The 19,289-nt window shown below is 53.2% G+C and carries 20 protein-coding genes; 7 read left to right on the plus strand and 13 right to left on the minus strand.

The features are described 5' to 3' along the window. Window positions 1–102 precede the first annotated feature (102 nt). Window positions 103–816: a response regulator gene (locus DXU84_RS22500; RefSeq protein WP_112152328.1), complete on the minus strand. Its 714-nt coding sequence runs from the start codon at window positions 814–816 to the stop codon at window positions 103–105. Beyond that, a complete protein-coding gene (locus DXU84_RS22505; protein WP_119261267.1) occupies window positions 809–2,461 on the minus strand; it encodes a sensor histidine kinase in 1,653 nt (550 codons plus the stop codon). Before DXU84_RS22505 ends, DXU84_RS22500 begins: the two co-directional genes overlap by 8 nt. Window positions 2,462–2,780: 319 nt before the next feature. On the opposite strand from DXU84_RS22505, the gene DXU84_RS22510 reads away from it, so the two are divergent. Further along, window positions 2,781–4,136, plus strand: coding sequence for a 2-hydroxycarboxylate transporter family protein (locus DXU84_RS22510; protein WP_013574091.1), 1,356 nt, complete (start codon window positions 2,781–2,783; stop codon window positions 4,134–4,136). 296 nt (window positions 4,137–4,432) lie between these two features. After that, window positions 4,433–4,891, plus strand: a complete 459-nt coding sequence (locus DXU84_RS22515; protein WP_223510322.1) for a C40 family peptidase — start codon at window positions 4,433–4,435, stop codon at window positions 4,889–4,891. Between the two features lie 47 nt (window positions 4,892–4,938). On the opposite strand, the gene mgrA is transcribed toward DXU84_RS22515, so the two are convergent. The 6 genes from mgrA to DXU84_RS22545 form a co-directional block, all read right to left on the minus strand. Then, on the minus strand, window positions 4,939–5,982 hold the full coding sequence (gene mgrA, locus DXU84_RS22520; protein WP_112152331.1) for an L-glyceraldehyde 3-phosphate reductase: 1,044 nt from the start codon (window positions 5,980–5,982) through the stop codon (window positions 4,939–4,941). 117 nt (window positions 5,983–6,099) lie between these two features. Continuing rightward, the gene (gene nrdF / locus DXU84_RS22525; RefSeq protein ID WP_013574094.1) at window positions 6,100–7,083 is read right to left on the minus strand and encodes a class 1b ribonucleoside-diphosphate reductase subunit beta; all 984 of its coding nucleotides are present in this window, start codon (window positions 7,081–7,083) and stop codon (window positions 6,100–6,102) included. Window positions 7,084–7,104: 21 nt separating this feature from the next. Then, on the minus strand, window positions 7,105–9,267 hold the full coding sequence (nrdE, locus tag DXU84_RS22530) for a class 1b ribonucleoside-diphosphate reductase subunit alpha (RefSeq protein WP_112198036.1): 2,163 nt from the start codon (window positions 9,265–9,267) through the stop codon (window positions 7,105–7,107). Continuing rightward, entirely contained in the window at window positions 9,249–9,653 is a 405-nt protein-coding gene (gene nrdI, locus DXU84_RS22535; RefSeq protein ID WP_013574096.1) for a class Ib ribonucleoside-diphosphate reductase assembly flavoprotein NrdI, read from the minus strand. The genes nrdE and nrdI overlap by 19 nt, the downstream gene beginning before the upstream one ends. Window positions 9,654–9,663: 10 nt before the next feature. Beyond that, window positions 9,664–9,903 (minus strand): glutaredoxin-like protein NrdH, encoded by a 240-nt coding sequence (gene nrdH / locus DXU84_RS22540; RefSeq protein WP_013574097.1) that lies wholly within the window; start codon window positions 9,901–9,903, stop codon window positions 9,664–9,666. A gap of 257 nt (window positions 9,904–10,160) precedes the next feature. Continuing rightward, window positions 10,161–10,592, minus strand: a complete 432-nt coding sequence (locus DXU84_RS22545) for a carboxymuconolactone decarboxylase family protein (RefSeq protein WP_013574098.1) — start codon at window positions 10,590–10,592, stop codon at window positions 10,161–10,163. 123 nt (window positions 10,593–10,715) lie between these two features. Here DXU84_RS22545 and DXU84_RS22550 point away from each other — a divergent pair, with 123 nt between their 5' ends. Further along, window positions 10,716–12,167: a PLP-dependent aminotransferase family protein gene (locus DXU84_RS22550; protein ID WP_131638645.1), complete on the plus strand. Its 1,452-nt coding sequence runs from the start codon at window positions 10,716–10,718 to the stop codon at window positions 12,165–12,167. Next, window positions 12,151–12,324, plus strand: a complete 174-nt coding sequence (locus tag DXU84_RS25425) for a hypothetical protein (protein WP_015689408.1) — start codon at window positions 12,151–12,153, stop codon at window positions 12,322–12,324. Before DXU84_RS22550 ends, DXU84_RS25425 begins: the two co-directional genes overlap by 17 nt. A gap of 237 nt (window positions 12,325–12,561) precedes the next feature. Here the strand turns inward: DXU84_RS25425 and DXU84_RS22560 are convergent, their stop codons facing one another. Continuing rightward, window positions 12,562–12,867 carry a YqjD family protein gene (locus tag DXU84_RS22560; protein ID WP_013574100.1) on the minus strand — a complete coding sequence of 102 codons (306 nt, stop codon included), beginning with the start codon at window positions 12,865–12,867 and terminating at the stop codon, window positions 12,562–12,564. A 272-nt stretch (window positions 12,868–13,139) separates the two neighbouring features. Here DXU84_RS22560 and DXU84_RS22565 point away from each other — a divergent pair, with 272 nt between their 5' ends. Then, entirely contained in the window at window positions 13,140–14,336 is a 1,197-nt protein-coding gene (locus DXU84_RS22565) for an MFS transporter (protein ID WP_153376680.1), read from the plus strand. Between the two features lie 126 nt (window positions 14,337–14,462). Beyond that, entirely contained in the window at window positions 14,463–14,798 is a 336-nt protein-coding gene (locus DXU84_RS22570) for a DUF2002 family protein (RefSeq protein ID WP_013574102.1), read from the plus strand. A gap of 64 nt (window positions 14,799–14,862) precedes the next feature. Here DXU84_RS22570 and DXU84_RS22575 read toward each other — a convergent pair whose 3' ends face one another. The 3 genes from DXU84_RS22575 to pfkB form a co-directional block, all read right to left on the minus strand. Further along, a complete protein-coding gene (locus tag DXU84_RS22575; protein WP_153376681.1) occupies window positions 14,863–15,750 on the minus strand; it encodes a GyrI-like domain-containing protein in 888 nt (295 codons plus the stop codon). 126 nt (window positions 15,751–15,876) lie between these two features. Further along, on the minus strand, window positions 15,877–16,317 hold the full coding sequence (locus DXU84_RS22580) for a DUF1198 domain-containing protein (protein WP_013574104.1): 441 nt from the start codon (window positions 16,315–16,317) through the stop codon (window positions 15,877–15,879). Window positions 16,318–16,476: 159 nt separating this feature from the next. Further along, window positions 16,477–17,421 (minus strand): 6-phosphofructokinase II, encoded by a 945-nt coding sequence (pfkB, locus tag DXU84_RS22585; RefSeq protein ID WP_112152335.1) that lies wholly within the window; start codon window positions 17,419–17,421, stop codon window positions 16,477–16,479. Between the two features lie 184 nt (window positions 17,422–17,605). On the opposite strand from pfkB, the gene DXU84_RS22590 reads away from it, so the two are divergent. Continuing rightward, window positions 17,606–18,136: a class IV adenylate cyclase gene (locus tag DXU84_RS22590; RefSeq protein WP_013574106.1), complete on the plus strand. Its 531-nt coding sequence runs from the start codon at window positions 17,606–17,608 to the stop codon at window positions 18,134–18,136. A 48-nt stretch (window positions 18,137–18,184) separates the two neighbouring features. Here DXU84_RS22590 and ygfZ read toward each other — a convergent pair whose 3' ends face one another. Further along, window positions 18,185–19,177 carry a tRNA-modifying protein YgfZ gene (ygfZ, locus tag DXU84_RS22595; protein ID WP_013574107.1) on the minus strand — a complete coding sequence of 331 codons (993 nt, stop codon included), beginning with the start codon at window positions 19,175–19,177 and terminating at the stop codon, window positions 18,185–18,187. Window positions 19,178–19,289 lie beyond the last annotated feature (112 nt).

Raw genomic sequence — 19,289 nt, forward strand, 5'->3', positions numbered from 1 at the left:
ATGAAATAATCACCTGAACAGGCGGGGTATGCGGGAAATTCGCCGGTGATGACACCGGCAGGGAAGGGGAAGTTCTTCACGCAAAACGGCCGGAATTCGGCCTCAGGATACGGATTTTTCTTCGTCTGCTATTTTGCGATACAGACGTCTCGGATGACCGATATTTCCGTACTGCATCTCGACGCCGATAAAGCCAATTTCCACGCAATATTCCAGATAGCGGCGACCGGTCGTTTTGCTGATCCCAACCTCTTCAACCACCTGTTCCACCGACCAGCTGACGTCGGGTTTCGCCGTGAAAACCCGCTGAACCAGTTCGAGCGTATTCGGCTCGATGCCTTTGGCAGAAGGGGCTGCCGGTGTATCGCTGGCGGGCAGATTGAACAACTTATCCAGGGCCCGCTGATCGACCACTTTCACATTACGCAGCGTTTGCACCAGTTGCATAAAGCGCTCGAGTGAACTGCGCAGACGATGGAACGACACCGGCTTGATGATGTAATCGAACGCGCCGCTGCGCATGGCCTGGCTACAGGTTTGCATATCGCTGGCAGCGGTAATGAAAATCACCGAGCAATCGAAGCTTTTCAGCAACGGGCTGTCGATCAGATCGACACCCTGACCATCCGGCAAATAGTTATCGAGTAAGATCAGACGCGGCTGATGCAGGCGCAGCAGAGAACGCGTCTGCTCCAGTGTGGCCGCAATGCCGACGACGCGCAGGTTGAAATTTTGCTCGATAAAATCACGATGCAGACCAGCCAGATGTGGCTCATCTTCCACAATCACGACATCGAGTGCGCTGCTGTTATTCATGGTTCTGTCCTGTTAACGCTTCTGCCGGATACGGGATAAAGACTGAAAATATTGTACCTTGCGGCGTGTTGTCTGAGATTTCGATGCTGCCACCCGCCTGACGGACATAACCGGCCACCAGATACAGGCCGATACCGTGTTCTGCACCCGTGGCGTCCTGCCCGCTGGAGGGCTTGCTGGTGACGCCTTGTTCAAACAGGTGCGGCTTGAGTGCATCTTCCACGCCGCTGCCCTGATCGGCGACTTCAATCAGCAGTTCCCGGTTCCGGTCGGAAATATACAATTCGACCGGTGCCGGGGGCGTCAGTGCTTTCAGTGTGGCGTCCACGGCGTTATCCAGCAAATTACCAATCACTGACATCAGTTCGGTTTCACTGATGGCTGCCGGTATGCGGGTGAGCTGACAGGCGGGATCGAAACTCAGTTCGACGCCTTTTTCGCGTGCACTGACGTATTTCCCCAGCAGCAGGCCACAAAGTGCTGGCGAGGTAAAGCGTGCTGAGACGAAATCCAGCACGGCCTGCGCGCCTTCCGACTGCGCCTGAATATAGCGCATTGCATCGTCGTAACGCTGCATTTGCAGCAAGCCCGCCAGCGTCGCAGTCCAGTTCAGTTGTTCATGGCGCATAATGCGAAGGTTATCGGCGTAGCGCTTCACCTGACTCAGCTGGCTGCTCAGCGTATTAATGTCGTTTTTATCACGGAAACTGAATACCCAGCCACTTTCTGCACCGGGTTCAAGTTCGATGGGTACGCGGTTGACGATCACCTGTCTCTGATTGAGTACCGTAATCTGATCATGCTGACTGTTGTTTTCACTGACACCACGTTGCGTAAAGAACGTGGGCGGCGTCTGAAGCACCTCCGCCAGCGGTTTACCCAGTAGCTCGTTTTCGGGCTGGCGGATATCCAGTAACTCGCGTGCGGCCCGGTTAATTGAAATCAGTTGCCTTTCGGCGTTGATCGCAAATACGCCCTCATACATGGCTTCCAGCAACGCTTTTTGCTGGCGGACCAGCAGGGCAATATCTTTGGGTTCCAGCCAGAACATCTGTTTTTTAACGTTGCGGGTGAACATCCATGAAAAAATAAACAGCAGTAATAAAAGCAGTAAACCGTATAAACCGGCCTGCGCCAGACGGCGGCCATTAATATTATCGATGTAAGAGGTGAGATAACCGACCGAGACAATGCCGATCACCTGATTACTGGCATCCAGAATCGGGGCTTTGCTGCGCAATGAAACGCCGATGCCGCCCTGACGTACGGAAATAATGGTTTTACCGGCCAGCACACCGGCGTTATCACCGCCAATCATCGGCAGGTCTATGCGCTCCGGGGATTCGGAATGATAAAGATGCAGCTCGCGGGTATCGCCGATAACGATATAACTGGCGTCACTTTTATCGCGTAATGGCTGGATTAGTTTCGCGATGCCGGGGATATCGCGGGCCTGCACCTTTTGCGCCAGCCCCGGCATCAGAGCGATCTCGCTGGCCTGAACCCGTGCACGCTGGCCCAGATCATGATGTAACTGACGGTCAATAATATGAAATAAAATAGCCCCCAGCAGTGCCAGCAACACGCAGGAAAATACCACCAGAGATAAAAAGAGTTTTACCTGAAAAGGTAACCTGAATTTCATACGACCTGCTGCACGGCGAACCTGAGATATACATTCAATAAGCCTATCACGGCGAAATGTGAGTCGTAATCGCAGAGAAGCGGAGTTGTGAACAGAAGATTAAAATAATGATTATTTCACACAGTAATAACAGGGTTAATAGCGGGATTTACTACTAATCTTATAATCCTTATAAATCAGGGTGCATTAACACCATAAACACCATAACAACCTTTATCCCTGCGGTTTTAATTTGAACAACCTCACACCCGGCTGACCGCCTGTTTTCATATGCTCAGACCATCAATAAGAAAAGTCTTCAGAAGAAAGAGGCAATGTCATGAGCACAACCGACGATTCCTACATCGCTGTCAAAGAAACGAAAACCTCCGGCCTCTCGGCCAGACAAAAATGGTGGCACATTCTTGATCACTACAAGATAGGCATTATCCCGCTGCCCTTTTTCCTGCTGGCGGGCGTGCTGATCCTGCTCGATTGCCTGAATGGCAAGTTGCCGAGTGACATCGTGGTGATGGTCGCCACGCTGGCCTTCTTCGGTTTTGCCTGTGGCGAGTTGGGTAAACGCTTACCTGTGGTGGGTAAACTGGGGGCCGCGGCGATTTGTGCCACTTTTATTCCTTCGGCGATGGTGCATTACGGCCTGCTGCCGGATGTTGTTGTTGATTCCACGGTCAAATTCTATAAATCCACCAATATTCTCTACCTTTATATCTGCTGCATTATTGTCGGCAGCATCATGAGCATGAACCGTCAGGTGCTGATCCAGGGCTTTATGCGTATTTTCGTACCGATGCTGTGCGGCGAAGTGGTCGGCATGATTGCCGGTATGGCGATGGGCACTGTTTTAGGTTTACCGCCAATGCAAACCTTCTTCTTCCTGATCCTGCCGATCATGGCTGGCGGTGTCGGGGAAGGTGCGATCCCGCTGTCGATGGGTTACGCGACCATCCTGCATATGGAGCAGGGCGTGGCGCTTGGGCGCATTCTGCCGATTGTTATGCTCGGTGGCCTGACGGCCATTGTGCTGGCGGGCGTGCTGAACCAGCTCGGTAAACGTTATCCGCATCTTACCGGCGAAGGCCAACTGATGCCGTCGAAAAAAGGCCAGATGGGCAGTGGCACCGATGAATTTGAGGGCAATCCGGGCGTCAACGCGCTGGCCTGTGGTGCGCTGCTGGCCATCCTGCTGTACATGGTCGGGATGCTCGGCCAGAAATGGATCGGCCTGCCAGCGCCGGTCGGCATGCTGTTTGCTGCGGTGCTGGTGAAACTGGCGAACGGCGTTTCGCCGACTATTCAGCACGGCTCGATGACGGTGTATAAATTCTTCCGTACGGCGGTAACTTATCCGGTGTTGTTCGCGGTGGGTGTCGCGATCACGCCCTGGCAGGAACTGATCAACGCTTTCACCCTTCAGAACCTGCTGGTGATTGTGACCACAGTGCTGGCGCTGGTCGGCACCGGTTTTTATGTGGGTAAGAAAATTGGCATGCACCCTATCGATGTGGCGATTGTTTCCTGCTGCCAGAGCGGGCAGGGCGGCACGGGCGACGTGGCGATTCTGACCTCCGGCAACCGCATGACGCTGATGCCTTTCGCGCAAATCGCTACCCGTATCGGGGGAGCTATCAACGTTTCTGTCGGCCTGTTTGTTCTGGCGAAGTTCTTCTCATAACACCTTCACCCACCCCTTCAGCCTAAGGGGTGGGTTTTCCTGAGAAAAAATCCCCAGTCCAATTTTGGACTCAATTCAACCTGCTTATTTATTGTCCGGCGGTTATTATTTGCGCACTCAGAGACGAGTCACCCGCCCCGTGAGCAGGTTCCCACGTAAGGAAGAGCACTATTTTTTGACGAAAGAATCCACGCATGTTCCGTATTAAATCGCTTGTTTCTGCCTTACTGCTTCTCGTTACCGGTTTGTTTAGCATCCACTCCTTTGCTTTTGATATGCCTAAAGAATTTGAGTCTATGGACACCTACAAATTTTTCCATAGCGAACTTTTTAATGGAAAAGGGTCCACCGTGACTGCGGTCAATACGGGCAACTCAGACAATATTAAAAGCGCCCTGCTGGCGGAATATCCGCGCTGGAAGGGGACGCATTACCGCTGGGGGGGCACCACCCACAAAGGCGTGGACTGCTCGTCGCTGATGCAGCATCTGTTTAATGATTCCCTGCAAACACGCCTGCCAAGAACCACCTTTCAGCAAATCAGGAACGGCAGAAAAGTGAGTAAAAATAATCTGAAACCGGGAGATTTAGTGTTTTTCAAAACGTCGCCGGGCGATCGTCATGTCGGCGTGTATGTCGGGGATCATCAGTTCATTCATGCCTCGAAAATTGAAGGCGTCACTATTTCATCACTGGATAATCAGTATTGGGTTGATCATTACGAAACCGCACGTCGTTTAGAACTGATGAGCTAAAAAAAAGGCGGATCCTTTCAGGAGATCCGCCCGTTTGTTTTGGATGGTTATTTATCTGACGAAGCCTGCCAAAGATTCAGCTGACCATCCGCCACATGCTTATCAATCGCTGTCAGTTCTTCAGCGGTGAAGCGCAGATTATCCAGCGCTTTCACGTTTTCATCCAGTTGCTCAGGGCGGCTGGCACCAATCAGCACCGACGTCACGCGATCGTCTTTCAGCAGCCAGCTCAGCGCCATCTGCGCCATGGTCTGTCCGCGCTGCTGCGCCATCTCATTGAGCAACCGCAGGCTGTTCAGGTTATCTTCTGTCAGCATCTTGGCGTTCAGCCCGCGCACCTTATTCCCTTCCACCTGCATGCGCGAGCCGTCAGGGATGCCGTTGAGATACTTGCCGGTCAGCAACCCCTGCGCCAGCGGCGTAAAGGCGATGCAACCTGCGCCATTTTGGTCCAGCGTATCCAGCAAACCACTCTTATCCACCCAGCGGTTCAGCAGATTGTATGACGGCTGATGGATCAGCAGCGGTACTTTCAGCTCACGCAGTAACTCCGCCATGATCTGGGTACGTTCCGGCGAGTAAGAGGAGATCCCGACATACAATGCCTTACCGCTTTGCACCGCATAAGCCAGCGCCGCTGCGGTTTCTTCCATCGGCGTTTCTTCATCCACCCGGTGCGAATAGAAGATATCGACGTAATCCAGCCCCATGCGTTGCAGGCTCTGATCGAGGCTGGCCAGCAGATATTTGCGCGAGCCGCCGGAACCGTACGGTCCTGGCCACATGTCGTAACCGGCTTTGGTGGAGATGATCAGTTCATCGCGATATGGCGCGAAATCCTGCTTCAGCAAACGGCCAAAATTTTCTTCCGCAGAGCCCGGAGGCGGGCCGTAGTTATTCGCCAGATCAAAATGGGTGATGCCTAAATCGAAGGCTTTTTGCAGCAATGCACGCTGGGATTCCAGCGGACTGACATGGCCGAAGCTGTGCCACAGGCCAAGAGAAAGGGCAGGGAGTTGTAAACCGCTCTGACCGCAACGGCGGAATTGCATGGTTTCGTAACGGGAGGATGAGGCTTGATAGGGCGTCATGATGTTTCCTTTTTCTGATCGCGTAGGGTTTTGAAACACTGTTTCTATACTAACGCTGAGAAAAATAACGGCAACATCCGTTTTCCTCCTTCCCCTCTCACGAGGGGAAGGAGCTGTTTAGAAATCCCAGTCCTCGTCTTCGGTGTTGACGGCTTTGCCGATCACATATGACGAACCGGATCCGGAGAAGAAGTCATGGTTTTCGTCGGCGTTTGGCGATAATGCGGAAAGGATCGCCGGATTCACATCCGCCATGCTGGCCGGGAACAGGGCTTCGTAGCCGAGATTCATCAGCGCTTTGTTGGCGTTGTAATGCAGGAATTTCTTCACGTCTTCGCTCCAGCCTACACCGTCGTACAGTTCTTCGGTGTAGCGGATCTCGTTATCGTACAAATCCTGAATCAGATCAAACGCCTGCTCCTTGATCTGACGCTGACGCTCTTCGCTTTCCAGCGCCAGCGCTTTCTGGAATTTATAGCCGATGTAGTAACCGTGAACCGCTTCATCGCGGATGATCAGACGGATCAGATCGGCGGTGTTGGTCAGCTTGGCGCGGCTCGACCAGTACATCGGCAGATAGAAACCGGAATAGAACAGGAACGATTCGAGGAACACGCTGGCGACTTTCTTCATCAGCGGATCTTCGCCGTCGTAATACGACAAAATGATTGCGGCTTTGTTTTGCAGCGCGACGTTTTCCTCACTCCAGCGGTAGGCTTCATCCACGTCCACGGTGGCGCACAGCGTCGAGAAAATCGAACTGTAAGAACGCGCATGCACCGCTTCCATAAAGCAGATATTCGAGTAAACCGCTTCTTCGTGCGGTGTCACCGCGTCCTTCATTAGCGTCGGTGCGCCGACCACGTTTTGCACGGTATCCAGCAGCGTCAGGCCAGTAAACACGCGGATCGTCAGCTGTTTCTCTTTTGCGCTGAGCGTCGCCCAGGACGGAATATCGTTCGACAACGGCACCTTTTCCGGCAACCAGAAGTTCGACGTCAGGCGGTTCCACACTTCCAGATCTTTATCGTCCTGGATTTTGTTCCAGTTAATGGCTTTGCTGACCGGCTGTGGCACTAACAATTGTTTTACTGCGCTCATCTTTTAAATCCTTTCAGTCGGTTACAGCGTGCAGGAAACGCAGCCCTGAACTTCGGTGCCTTCCAGCGCCATCTGGCGCAGACGGATGTAATAAATGGTTTTGATGCCTTTGCGCCAGGCGTAAATCTGCGCTTTATTGATGTCGCGCGTGGTGGCGGTATCGCGGAAAAACAGCGTCAGCGACAGCCCCTGATCGACGTGCTGCGTGGCTTCGGCGTAGGTATCAATAATTTTTTCCGGGCCGATTTCATAGGCATCCTGGTAGTAATCCAGATTGTCGTTGGTCATAAACGCCGCCGGATAATACACACGGCCAATTTTGCCCTCTTTGCGGATTTCTACGCGGGACACAATCGGATGAATACTCGACGTCGAATTATTGATGTAGGAAATAGAACCGGTGGGCGGCACCGCCTGTAAATTCTGGTTATACAGGCCATGCTGCATCACGGAGGCTTTCAGCGCCGCCCAGTCTGCGGTGGTCGGAATGGCAATACCGGCATCTGCAAACAGTTCGCGCACGCGCTCTGTTTTCGGCTGCCATTTCGCCGCCAGTGCGTCATCGACATATTTGTCGAAATACGCGCCGCTGGCGTAAGTGGAATCGCTGAAGCCTTTAAACGACTGCTGGCGCTCGATGGCGATCTGGTTCGATGCGCGGATCGCGTGGAAAGCCACGGTGCAGAAATAGATATTGGTGAAATCCAGACCTTCTTCCGAACCGTAGTAAATACGCTCGCGGCACAGGTAACCGTGCAAATTCATCTGGCCGAGGCCGATGGCGTGCGAATCCTGATTCCCCTGATCAATAGATGGCACTGAGCGGATGTGGCTCATGTCAGACACCGCCGTCAGCGCACGAACCGCCATTTCGACAGTATTGCCGAAATCCGGTGAATCCATCGCCGAAGCGATATTCAGCGAACCGAGGTTACAGGAAATGTCTTTGCCAATTTCCTGATAAGACAGGTCTTCGCCGTAGATCGTCGGCGAATTCACCTGCAAAATCTCCGAACACAGGTTGCTCATATTGATGCGACCTTTGATCGGATTGGCGCGGTTAACCGTGTCTTCAAACATCATGTACGGGTAGCCGGATTCGAACTGAATTTCCGCCAGCACCTGGAAGAATTCACGCGCGTTGATTTTGCTTTTATGAATGCGCTTGTCATTCACCATCTCGCGATATTTCTCGCTGATGCTGATTTCAGACATCGGCACGCCGTACACTTTCTCCACGTGATACGGCGAGAACAGGTACATATCTTCATTATTTTTCGCCAGTTCGAACGTGATATCCGGAATAACCACACCCAGCGACAGTGTTTTAATCCGGATTTTTTCGTCGGCGTTTTCGCGTTTGGTATCGAGGAAACGCAGAATATCCGGGTGATGAGCGTTCAGATAGACCGCCCCCGCGCCCTGACGCGCACCGAGCTGGTTGGCGTAAGAGAAGGCATCTTCCAGCATCTTCATGATCGGAATAACGCCGGAAGACTGATTTTCGATGCGCTTAATCGGCGCGCCCACTTCACGGATGTTGGTCAGCATAAACGCCACACCGCCGCCGCGCTTGGAAAGCTGCAGCGCCGAGTTGACCGAGCGCCCGATGGATTCCATGTTGTCTTCAATGCGCAGCAGGAAGCACGACACCAGCTCACCGCGCTGTTTTTTGCCGCAGTTGAGGAACGTCGGCGTGGCAGGCTGGAAACGGCCGGAAATGATCTCATCAACAAAATGCCCGGCGAGCTGAATGTCGCCGCGCGCCAGCGTCAATGCCACCATGCACACGCGATCTTCATAACGTTCAAGGTAGCGTTTGCCGTCGAAGGTTTTCAGCGTGTAGCTGGTGTAATACTTGAACGCGCCCAGAAACGTCTGGAAGCGGAATTTTTTGGCGTAAGCCTGTTTGAATAACGCTTTAATATCGTCAAAAGCGTACTGATCCAGCACGCTGGCTTCGTAATAGCCTTCTTCCACCAGATAACGCAGTTTCTCCGCCAGATTGTGGAAAAACACCGTGTTCTGATTGACGTGTTGCAGGAAGTATTGGCGCGCGGCCAGGCGGTCTTTATCAAACTGGATCTGGCCGTTAGCATCGAACAGATTCAGCATCGCATTAAGCGCGTGATAGTCCGGGCCGCGGGTGCCGGGGTCGGTAATTGCTAGTTCTGTCGCTGCCAAAATTCTGTTACTCCCTGTCTGACCTTTGCAACGTCTTCCGGCGTTCCCAGCAACTCAAAACGGTACAGGTAAGGCACCTGACACTTTTGGGAAATAATATCGCCGGCAATACAATACGCTGCGCCGAAGTTGGTGTTTCCGGCGGCGATAACGCCGCGGATGAGTGAACGGTTATGTTCGTCGTTCAGAAAACGGATCACTTGTGTCGGCACCGCGCCTTTGGCCGAACCGCCGCCGTAGCTCGGCACCACCAGAATATACGGTAAGTCCACACGCAATTTTTCAGGCTGACGATCTACCGGGATACGGATCGCCGGCAATCCTGTTCTGCCGACGAAACGATGGGTGTTTTCTGAACTGCTGGAAAAATAGACCAACGGATTCATCCGCCAGCCCTCAGAACGCGTTCTGGAGCTGGCGCAGGGCGCTGATTTTGTCCGGACGGAAACCAGACCAGTGATCGTCACCGGCCACAATCACCGGAACCTGCTGATAGCCCATCGCACGAACCTGGCCGAGCGCCTGCTCATCCTGAGTCAAATCCACAACTTCGTAAGCGATGCCTTGTTTATCTAATGCACGGTAGGTCGCGTTGCACTGGACACAGTCTGGTTTACTGTAAATAATAATGCTCATGATTCGTATTTCCATCTTGTAAGAAATCAGAGACAATTTTTGCCTTCCCGTTGTGCGGCTGCTTCAGCCGGGGGAAAGGCGCGAGAGTCGGTGCCATCGTGGCGTCCCGATGAACTGAATACTAGATGTAGTGATTTGGATTTTCAACCACACAATATGTAGATTTTCTAAATTTGCTTATTGCAAAAGCGGCAAAGCCCGCAGGAAGCGGGCTGGCGAGGAAAAACTTTTTTCAGTTCGTTTTTTAAGCGGTCAAATTACTGGCGCATACCCACCGCGAGGCGGTTAAACGCATTCATCAGACCGATGGCGAAGGTCAGTTCCGAGATTTCCACGTCGCTGAATTGCGCTTTCAGCGGCTCAAAGGCGTTGTCCGGTGCGCCGGTAGCGGCAACGAATGTCAGTGATTCGGCCCACGCCAGTGCGGCACGTTCACGCTCAGAATACACGTGGCTGACCTGCCAGCCCGCCAGCTGATCCAGTTTGGTCTGCGCGACTTCCATTTTACGCAACGCTTTGGAATGCATATCCAGGCAATAGGCGCAGCCGTTAATTTGTGACACACGCAGGAACGCCAGCTCGATAATCACGTTATCCAGCGGACCGTTTTCCAGTGCGCCGAGCGCGGCTTTCATCGGTTCCATCACCGAAGAAGACAGGGAATAGTAAGGCAGGCGAAGTGCAGTCATGATGATTTCCTCTGGGCGTTTCGGGCTAAACAGCGACGCAGGGTGCGTCTCAATGACCGCTACTTTACGCTGCGTATGGTCTATACTACAGGGCCATAAAATGTCTCTTTAAGCAGGTCATGAATGAACCGCTTCGACCTTGCCTTTCATCTCGATCCCCGACACAAAGCACCGCTTTACCGGCAGATTTATCAGCGGGTGAAACAGGCGATCATGGCAGGACAGCTTAAACGCGGCAGCCGTGTGCCGTCGGTGCGGGCGCTGGCCAGCGAACTCGGCGTGGCACGCGCCACGGTTGAAAATGCCTATGGCTTGCTGATGGCAGAAGGCTTTCTGCAAAGCCGCGGACAGGCCGGAACGGTAGTCAGCGCGCCGGAAAGTTTATCCGCGCCCGCACCCTCGCCGGTCAGAGAAGATGCCGGGCGTAAACCCGTCAACCCGATGTTACCTTCCGTTTCTTCCCTGCCTTTCCAGCTCGGGCTTCCGGCACTGGATGCGTTCCCGCGTGCGATCTGGTCGCGCATTGTTTCACGGCAAATTCGTCACACCAGCATGAATGATTTAGGCCATCCGCCGCTGGCAGGGACGGACGTTTTACGCCACGCCGTCGCCCGTTATCTGCAACTTTCCCGCGGATTTACCTGCCGTCCTGAACAGATATTTATTTGCGGCGGCTATGCGCCGGTGCTGGATTTGATCATCGGCAGCCTGCTGCAACCGGGCGACGGCGTCTGGCTGGAAGACCCGGGTTATCCGGTCACGCAGGCATTTTTCCGTGCCGCCGGTGCCACGCCGATGGCGGTGAATGTTGATGATGAAGGCATGAATGTTCCGCAGGCGGTGGCGCAGTTTGCGAACGCACGATTTGCCGTGGTGACGCCCGCTCATCAAAGTCCGACCGGTGTGACCATGAGTTTAGCGCGGCGTATGGCCTTGCTGGATTGGGCAGCGCAGCAACAGGCGTGGATTATCGAAGATGATTACGACAGCGAGTTCCGCTATCACGGCCAGCCTTTGCCTTCGCTGAAAAGCCTCGATACGCAGGGAAGGGTGATTTACGCGGGAACATTCAGCAAAGTGATGTTTCCGGCGCTTCGCTGTGGATATGTCGTGGTGCCGGACAGTCTGGTGGAAAAAATCGAAGCGTATTGCCCGCTGCGAATTTGCGGAACGCCGCCTTTGGTGCAAAGCAGTATCGCGGAATTTATCGAGCAGGGGCATTTCTACCGGCATCTGAAACGGATGCGTCAGCTTTATGCTGAGCGGCGCGGCTATCTGGAAAAGGCGCTGACGGCGGCGTTTCCGGCGGACATATTACGTGTGAGCCAGCAGGTCGGCGGGATCCAGCTTTGCACCACACTGAATGCCGCACTGGACGATGCGCTGATCGCCACAAATGCCCGTGAACAGGGGCTGGCAGTGCAGGCGCTGTCCGACTGGCAGGTTGAGCGCCACGTGAGGGGCGAGGCTTTACGTCCGAACGGCCTGCTGATGGGATTTGTGAATATCAGTTCGCAGCAACAGGCGGACGGGCTGGTGCAGCGGCTGGCGGCAGTGCTTGAAAACAGCCGCTGATCAGTGCGGCATTCGCCGCTATCAGCAGGTACTGGAGCTGGAAAACGGCTCGGATGATGGCGATGAATATGACTATTCTCCGGCGCGCGATGAGTGGCTGCTCACGTCTGGCAACCTGGTGGCCGGAGTCAGCTATCAGCATCAGCCGTGGCGATGAAACGCAGGCATCTTCTCAACATAAAAAAGGTGACCTGGGGACGTTTAAATCCTGTCAGTCAAAGAGTTTTCGCGTTCATTTTTAACGTTAAAGGGATCCAAAAATAGAAAACGGAGCCCGGAGGCTCCGTCGTCTTTTTTTAGCAATCGCGCGGCAATGAGGGAGCCACGCGGATGTTTCAGGTTTTTAAGCCATATTCCCGACACAGGAGTGAAACATCGCAAATTGCCTTTTACGTTAGCGGCGTCCCAAAAGAACACCGATAACAATACCGATTGCGGCACCGGCACCGACGCCATACCACGGATTATCTTTCACATAATCATTGGCAGTGGCCGCCGCATCGCGTGCCTGCTGACTTAATTTTTCGCTGTTGAAACGCGCACGGGTTTCACGCAATACACCCTGTGCTTTGCTGCGGATTTTATCCAATTCATCCTTGGATTTATCACCTGCAGACTGAAGCACTTCATCCAGCGTGTCCGCCAGCAGGGTTACGTCCTGATCGATATTTTTTTCTACTTTATCTGTTCTCTTAAACATTCCGTCTCTCCTTGTGTGACTGTTATATTAAGCATAGACCATAATGTTGTACCGGATGGTTCTTTAAGGACAAATGTCTATGATTTTGGGCCTTTTCAGGCCATGGTACTGTGTCAGAAGTCAGGCGGGACGAGGGCTGGCGTGATGCGGCTCAGATTTCTCTGCAAAACAAAATCCGCGTTACAGCCGATAACATTTTTAGCCCGTTTTGAAGGCCAAACCTGTTTATACTGTTTATTCCACTCTCAGTGATCTCATTTTCGGGTCCGCCCATGTCTTTAAGTACATTGCGTTCTAACGCTCTGCTCAACAAACGCATTTTGTCGTTCATGCTGTTCACTTTCGTTGTTTATCTGACCATTGGCTTGCCGCTCGCGGTGTTGCCGGGCTTTGTGCATAACACGCTGGGATATAACTCGGTGCTGGCGGGGCTGGTGATCAGTGTTCAGTATTTCTCGACGCTCATCAGCCGGCCGCACGCCGGGCGATATGCCGATCTCCTTGGCCCGAAACGGGTGGTCATTTTTGGCCTTATTTGCTGCGGGATCAGCGGTATTTTTTACGCGATGGCGTTTTGGTTTTCGGCGTTTCCGCTGGCGAGCCTGCTGATGCTCTGTGTTGGCCGCATCTTTCTGGGTGTCGGTGAAAGCTTCGGCAGCACCGGAACCACGCTGTGGGGAATTGGTGCGGTAGGCGCGAAACATACCGCACGCGTGATTTCCTGGAATGGTGTGGCGACTTACGGCGCAATGGCCGTCGGTGCGCCGCTCGGCGTGTTACTCAACCATGCTTACGGGCTGATGGGGGTGGCGGTACTGATTATCGTCGCTGCCGCGTTTGCCGCCATACTGGCCAGCATGAAAGCCGCGATTTCCGTCACCGCCGGTAAGCGGATTGCATTCAAAGCGGTGGTCGGGCGCATCTGGCTGTATGGCCTCGGGCTGGGATTCGGCACCATCGGGTTCGGCGTTATCGCCACCTTTATTACCCTTTACTACGCTGATAAAGGCTGGAGCGGGGCGGCATTCACGCTCACCTTATTCAGCCTCGGATTTGTCGGCGCGCGCCTCGTCTTCGGCAACATGATTAACCGGTTCGGCGGCCTGCGGGTCTCACTGGTGTCCTTTGTGTTTGAAGTCGCAGGGTTACTGATGATCTGGCTGGGACACGATCCGTTGTCGGTGCAACTGGGCGCCTTTCTTACCGGTTCCGGCTTCTCGCTGATTTTCCCTGCGCTGGGTGTGGAAGCGGTAAAACAGGTACCGCCACAAAATCAGGGCACGGCGCTGGGGCTGTATTCCGCCTTTCTGGATCTCGGGCTCGGTATTACCGGACCGGTAGCCGGGCTGATTATTTCGCATTTTGGGACGCCGTCTATTTATCTTGCGGCGGCATTTATGGTGGTGATTGCCTGGCTGCTGACCCTCAGATTATGGGTAAATACTTCGCGGCAATCTCATGCTGAATAGCCCTTCAAATTGCAGGGTTAAGGCATTTAGATAAATCCTAAATACGCCGAAATCGGGGATAAACGCATTGTCTGGCAGAGTTATTGCGGTAAGGTCGCCTTGCGGTTAAAGAAGCGAGGAGCAACCATGTATTTACGGCCAGATGAAGTGGCACGTGTTTTAGAAACCTCAGGGTTTGAACGTGATTTTATTGATGATAAAGCTTACGGTTACCGCCGGGGCGAGCATTATGTGTATGTAAACCGGGAAGCGCGGTTTGGCCGGACTGCCCTGGTAATACACCCGGCGCTGAAAGAGCGCAGTGAGCGTTTTGCTGAACCCACAGCATCGTTTCGCAGCAGTGAAGCCTACAAGAATTTCCCGCTGGATGTCTCCAGCGACAATGAAACTTACTATGGCATTTGCCATGGTTTCAGTTCACGCCAGATCCTGGCGAGCTATCTGGACAACGTGTTCAGATAATCCGGCGACGGAACAGAAACAGACAGCGCTGATTTCACCAGCGCTGTTTCCTCAGGTTTTTATCTCATTTCAGCGGCAACAAAATATCGGTTTGCTGCGCATGCTCCGGTAATTCCTGATCAAGATGCAGGTAGCGGAAATAAACCGGAAAATCCCGTAATTCCTCTCCGCTGTGCGGCAACCATTCGCGATAAAGATAATAAACACTGTCACTTATCCGGTCATACGCTCCGACGTGTCGAACCACCGCGCAACGTCCACCCGGCAGCGTTTTGCCGATCACTCCCTGCGGATTTTCCGGCACGGTGCCATTAGCCTGCGGGTTAAGTTCGCCGCAGACATCGAAGCGGAATTCCTCGCCCGGCGTGACCAGCGGATCGTTATACGGAATACCGTAAGTGCCGCGCTGTGTGTAATCCGAAAGCCCGGAAGCTTTGCGCCATTCGATAAACGTTGCGACCGTATTGCTCACCCGCATCGGATCCCCGAGATGTTCCAGCACCGCGACCTGCATGGGTTCCACTTCAATGATTTTGACTTCCATATTTTCCAGCCTCTGCTGATTTTCCCTGCCGGGAAATTGAAAATGCACATGCCAGTCGACCCAGACAGGATTTTTGCGAAACTCGCTGGGGCTCAGGCCAAAAGTGTTCCTGAAGGCACGGGAAAACGACTCCGGATTTTCAAATCCGGCATCCAGCGCGATACCAATCACCTTCTCGTGCGGGTTTTGTACCAGCCGGAACGAGGCGCGTTTCAGGCGCATCAGCGTGATGTAGCGGCTGACGCTGCCCCCACAGAACTGGCTGAACTGCCGGTGAAAGTGAAAACGTGAGAAACAGGCGACTTCACTTAGTTGCTCCACGGTCATCGGACTGTCCAGATGCTGTTCTATATAGGTAAATACCTGCTGAAAACGTCGCTGATAAAGCTGGCTTTTGTCGTGATTCATTTCCTCTCCTTCATGGCGTTTACTTTGCCCGCCGTGTGAGGGGTTGTCCTGACTGAGATTGCTTTTTCAATGCAGCAGAAAAGAAAATGGCCCGGATAAGGGCCATTTCTGAGGCGAACCGGAACGTTAAACCAGATGGATTTGGTTATAGGTTTCGTTGTAGTCGCGGCGAAACTGCGCCAGCTCGAAGGGTTCGATATCCAGTTCGGCAAAATAGAACAGCGCCAGCTCGGCGTGTTCGCTGCTTAACTGTGGCGGCAGATGCGCGCGCACTAAAATGTTTCGCCAGCGGACGATATTCTCTTCCGAGGGATCTTTAATAAACGTCTGATAAATAAAAACAACATAAGCAGCTTTGCGGATTTCTTCAGCATAGCCACCGCTGATTGAGCGGATAAACATCTGGCTTTGACGTTTACCCATTTCCAGCAACATGGAATCGATATAAACCGGCTTTATTTTCAACAGACTGGCGAGAGAATCATTCGCTTTACGGGTATCTGCTGTCATAAACCAATAACCCACAATAAAAACCACAACAATTGCAGCAAGCATAATCCATATCATTCTGGACTCTGGCCTCCGGCCTTTTCTGGCGTGATGTGAAAGGTGCATGCAACACCCGATGCTGCGAGTTTATCTGCTAATCAGGGTAAATACGTGAAGGAGTGACAAAGAATTTTCGCTTCGTGAAGGTGCTGAGCCTTCACGAAGCGGGGTTTGGCTCTAATGAGCCGGTGTTTGCTGGCACAGATACTGATAAATTTGCTGAGTATCTTTATCCGAGCACAGACGCGTACCGATATTGAGTGTTGCCGCGCTACCAGCGGCCACGCCAAAGCGAACCATGTCGAGTAAATCAGCCCCTTCGGCCAGTTTGAGGGTCATCGCGCCGACCATGCTGTCACCTGCGCCAACGGTACTCATTTTTTTCACCGGCGGTGGGACAACCTGGAATGAGCTGTTCGCGTCCACGGCCAGCGCACCCTGCGGCCCCAGTGAAACGACCACGCGTTCAGCACCACCGTCACGGATAATTTGCTGAGCTGCAGCCAGAACATCCCCCGGATTTTCCAGAGAATGCCCGACCAGCGCGGCCAGTTCATTCTGGTTCGGTTTTACCAGCGCCAGCCCGCCGAGCTTCAGACCCGCAGCCAGTGCATCACCCGAACTGTCAAGAATGCAGCGTAAACCGGCTTTCTGCGCTTTCCTGATTAACTCTGTCAGTGCCGTAATGTGCGTGCCCGGTGGCAAACTGCCGCTGATGACCAGTATTGAGCCGGCTGGGATCTTTTCGATTTTCGCGCTAAGGCCCGCAAATTCAGCCTCCGTAAGTCGCGCGCCCGGCATCACGAAACGATACTGTTCACCGGTATTTTCGGTGTGAACGTGCAGGTTCTGGCGGGTCCAGTCCTGGGTTTCCAGTGTGTCTGTAGTGATCCCCTCGTCGCGCAGCAACTGAACCAGATGTGCACCTGTCGGGCCTCCCGTCGGAAATAATGCGGTAGCCTGGCCGCCCAGATAAACAATGGCACGCGCTACATTAATACCGCCGCCGCCGGGTTCGAACACGGGGGCCGTACAACGCAATTTACCTTCCGGGTAAATCTTAGGGGTGAGAGTGGCACTGTCGAGCGAAGGTGCCAGTGTGAGTGTGACTATTTTGGTCATTATCGTTCCCTCAATTTTCCAAAAACTGAATTCAGGTTAGCATCCTGACCTGTTTTTGCAGCACCTGATTGGCGATTTAACGCGCGAGATCAAACTCCCTTGCGGTTCAACATAATGTCACTGTAAGGTCACTCCATGTTCATTGAATCAGTATAAAAACGCATGAACTTTTAAGGAGTGAAAGATGGCCAGAAACATTGAGATCAAAGCCAGAGTAGATGATTTCTCTGCGCTGTATGAAAAAATCGCGCTGCTTTCCGATGGATTGCCGGACATCATTGAGCAGGACGACACTTTTTTCGTGTGTCCGCACGGACGCCTGAAATTGCGCACATTAGCGCCTGATCGCGGCGAGCTGATTTTCTATCAGCGTCCTGACAAGGCGGGACCGAAAACCAGCTTCTACACACTTTCAGAAACGCATGATCCTGACAGTCTGCGCGAAACTCTGACGCTGGCCTATGGCGCTGCCGGACGGGTCATCAAACAGAGGACTCTTTTTATGATCGGACAAACCCGTCTGCATCTCGACAGGGTAAAAGGGCTGGGCGATTATCTGGAATTCGAGGTTGTGCTTGCGGATGATGAAACGCCTGAGCAGGGCATTGTCATTGCAGAAGACTTACTGGAAAGGTTGGGGATTGACCGCCAGGAACTGGTGGATCAGGCGTATGTGGATTTGCTGAATGCGAAAGGCAAACACCTTCACGAGTAAATTTATAATCACCGCCTTCATATCAGGAAGGCGGCAATAGGTTGAAAGTTACTTTGTTTCTTCCAGCGAATACGGCAGCGGCTGAATGCTCAACTGGCTGGTCGCGTCATCGCGCACCCGCAGACTGGCATCGGCTTCCAGATCGTTATTCAGCACGGCCTGAACCCAAAGCGTGCCGTCGCTGAGCTGAACGGCTGCCAGAACGGTGCCGGTCCGGCGCCAGTTTTCACCCAGTTGCAGTTCGAGATCGTCCGCCGGGGCAGGCACTTTGCTCGCTTTACCTGCCAGCCAGTACAATGCACGTTTGTTCGCACCGCGGTATTTTGCTCGCGCCACCATTTCCTGCCCGGCGTAGCAGCCTTTGGTAAAGCTGATGCCATCGAGCGCATGAATATTGGTGGCCTGCGGGATAAACTGCACGGCGTTGGCGGTATCAATCACCGGGAATCCGGCTTCGATATCCAGCGCCAGCCATTGCTGGCTGTCGTTGCGTTGTGCCTGTTCACCCAGTTCTTCCACCACCTGACGGGCTTTTTCCGGGCTGGTGACAATCAGATAACGTTCGGCTGGCAGGGAGAAATGCAGCAGTGTGGTTTCATCTTGTTGTACGACCTGCTGTTCAGCCGTTGGCAAGGTTGAAAAAAGCCCGGTCAGAGCAGCACTGGCCTGAAAACCTGCCACACCGAGTAACACCACATCATCATCGGCAGTGAACGTCACTTTAGAAAATACGGCGTACTTTTTGATTTCTGTAAGCTGTGTGTCGCGCAAATTGCGGCGTTCAATAAACGCCATACCATCGCCACGCTTGAACAGGCGCAAATTACTCCACATTTTCCCTTTCGCATCACAGTGCGCACAGAGAATATGCTGATCGGCAGCCAGCGCATCGACATCCGCAGTGACCTGGCCTTGCAGGTATTTCACGGTGTCTGCGCCGGTCATGGTCACCAGTGCCCAGTCTTCCAGTGAAATCAATGTCAGCGGCAGGTGAGAAGACGCTGAAGGTTTTTGCGGTGGAAAGGGAAATTCGTTAGCCATTTTCTAATCCCGGTCAATGAAATGTGACTGATGCCCCATGGTAAAAGAGCCCATCCGCTTTGAAAACAGTTATTGGTGCCTTTTCCAGGACGCCTTCCAGAGAATGTAAGAC

Source organism: Rahnella sp. RcJ3, from assembly GCF_009498575.1.
Classification (GTDB): domain Bacteria; phylum Pseudomonadota; class Gammaproteobacteria; order Enterobacterales; family Enterobacteriaceae; genus Rahnella; species Rahnella aceris.

What these genes read in the sequence shown, in the direction of transcription:
- DXU84_RS22500 (WP_112152328.1), bottom strand. Translation starts at nt 816, where the DNA reads ATGAATAACAGCAGCGCACTCGATGTCGTGATTGTGGAAGATGAGCCA.
- DXU84_RS22505 (WP_119261267.1), bottom strand. Translation starts at nt 2,461, where the DNA reads ATGAAATTCAGGTTACCTTTTCAGGTAAAACTCTTTTTATCTCTGGTG.
- DXU84_RS22510 (WP_013574091.1), top strand. Translation starts at nt 2,781, where the DNA reads ATGAGCACAACCGACGATTCCTACATCGCTGTCAAAGAAACGAAAACC.
- DXU84_RS22515 (WP_223510322.1), top strand. Translation starts at nt 4,433, where the DNA reads ATGGACACCTACAAATTTTTCCATAGCGAACTTTTTAATGGAAAAGGG.
- mgrA (WP_112152331.1), bottom strand. Translation starts at nt 5,982, where the DNA reads ATGACGCCCTATCAAGCCTCATCCTCCCGTTACGAAACCATGCAATTC.
- nrdF (WP_013574094.1), bottom strand. Translation starts at nt 7,083, where the DNA reads ATGAGCGCAGTAAAACAATTGTTAGTGCCACAGCCGGTCAGCAAAGCC.
- nrdI (WP_013574096.1), bottom strand. Translation starts at nt 9,653, where the DNA reads ATGAATCCGTTGGTCTATTTTTCCAGCAGTTCAGAAAACACCCATCGT.
- nrdH (WP_013574097.1), bottom strand. Translation starts at nt 9,903, where the DNA reads ATGAGCATTATTATTTACAGTAAACCAGACTGTGTCCAGTGCAACGCG.
- DXU84_RS22545 (WP_013574098.1), bottom strand. Translation starts at nt 10,592, where the DNA reads ATGACTGCACTTCGCCTGCCTTACTATTCCCTGTCTTCTTCGGTGATG.
- DXU84_RS22550 (WP_131638645.1), top strand. Translation starts at nt 10,716, where the DNA reads ATGAACCGCTTCGACCTTGCCTTTCATCTCGATCCCCGACACAAAGCA.
- DXU84_RS22560 (WP_013574100.1), bottom strand. Translation starts at nt 12,867, where the DNA reads ATGTTTAAGAGAACAGATAAAGTAGAAAAAAATATCGATCAGGACGTA.
- DXU84_RS22565 (WP_153376680.1), top strand. Translation starts at nt 13,140, where the DNA reads ATGTCTTTAAGTACATTGCGTTCTAACGCTCTGCTCAACAAACGCATT.
- DXU84_RS22570 (WP_013574102.1), top strand. Translation starts at nt 14,463, where the DNA reads ATGTATTTACGGCCAGATGAAGTGGCACGTGTTTTAGAAACCTCAGGG.
- DXU84_RS22575 (WP_153376681.1), bottom strand. Translation starts at nt 15,750, where the DNA reads ATGAATCACGACAAAAGCCAGCTTTATCAGCGACGTTTTCAGCAGGTA.
- DXU84_RS22580 (WP_013574104.1), bottom strand. Translation starts at nt 16,317, where the DNA reads ATGATATGGATTATGCTTGCTGCAATTGTTGTGGTTTTTATTGTGGGT.
- pfkB (WP_112152335.1), bottom strand. Translation starts at nt 17,421, where the DNA reads ATGACCAAAATAGTCACACTCACACTGGCACCTTCGCTCGACAGTGCC.
- DXU84_RS22590 (WP_013574106.1), top strand. Translation starts at nt 17,606, where the DNA reads ATGGCCAGAAACATTGAGATCAAAGCCAGAGTAGATGATTTCTCTGCG.
- ygfZ (WP_013574107.1), bottom strand. Translation starts at nt 19,177, where the DNA reads ATGGCTAACGAATTTCCCTTTCCACCGCAAAAACCTTCAGCGTCTTCT.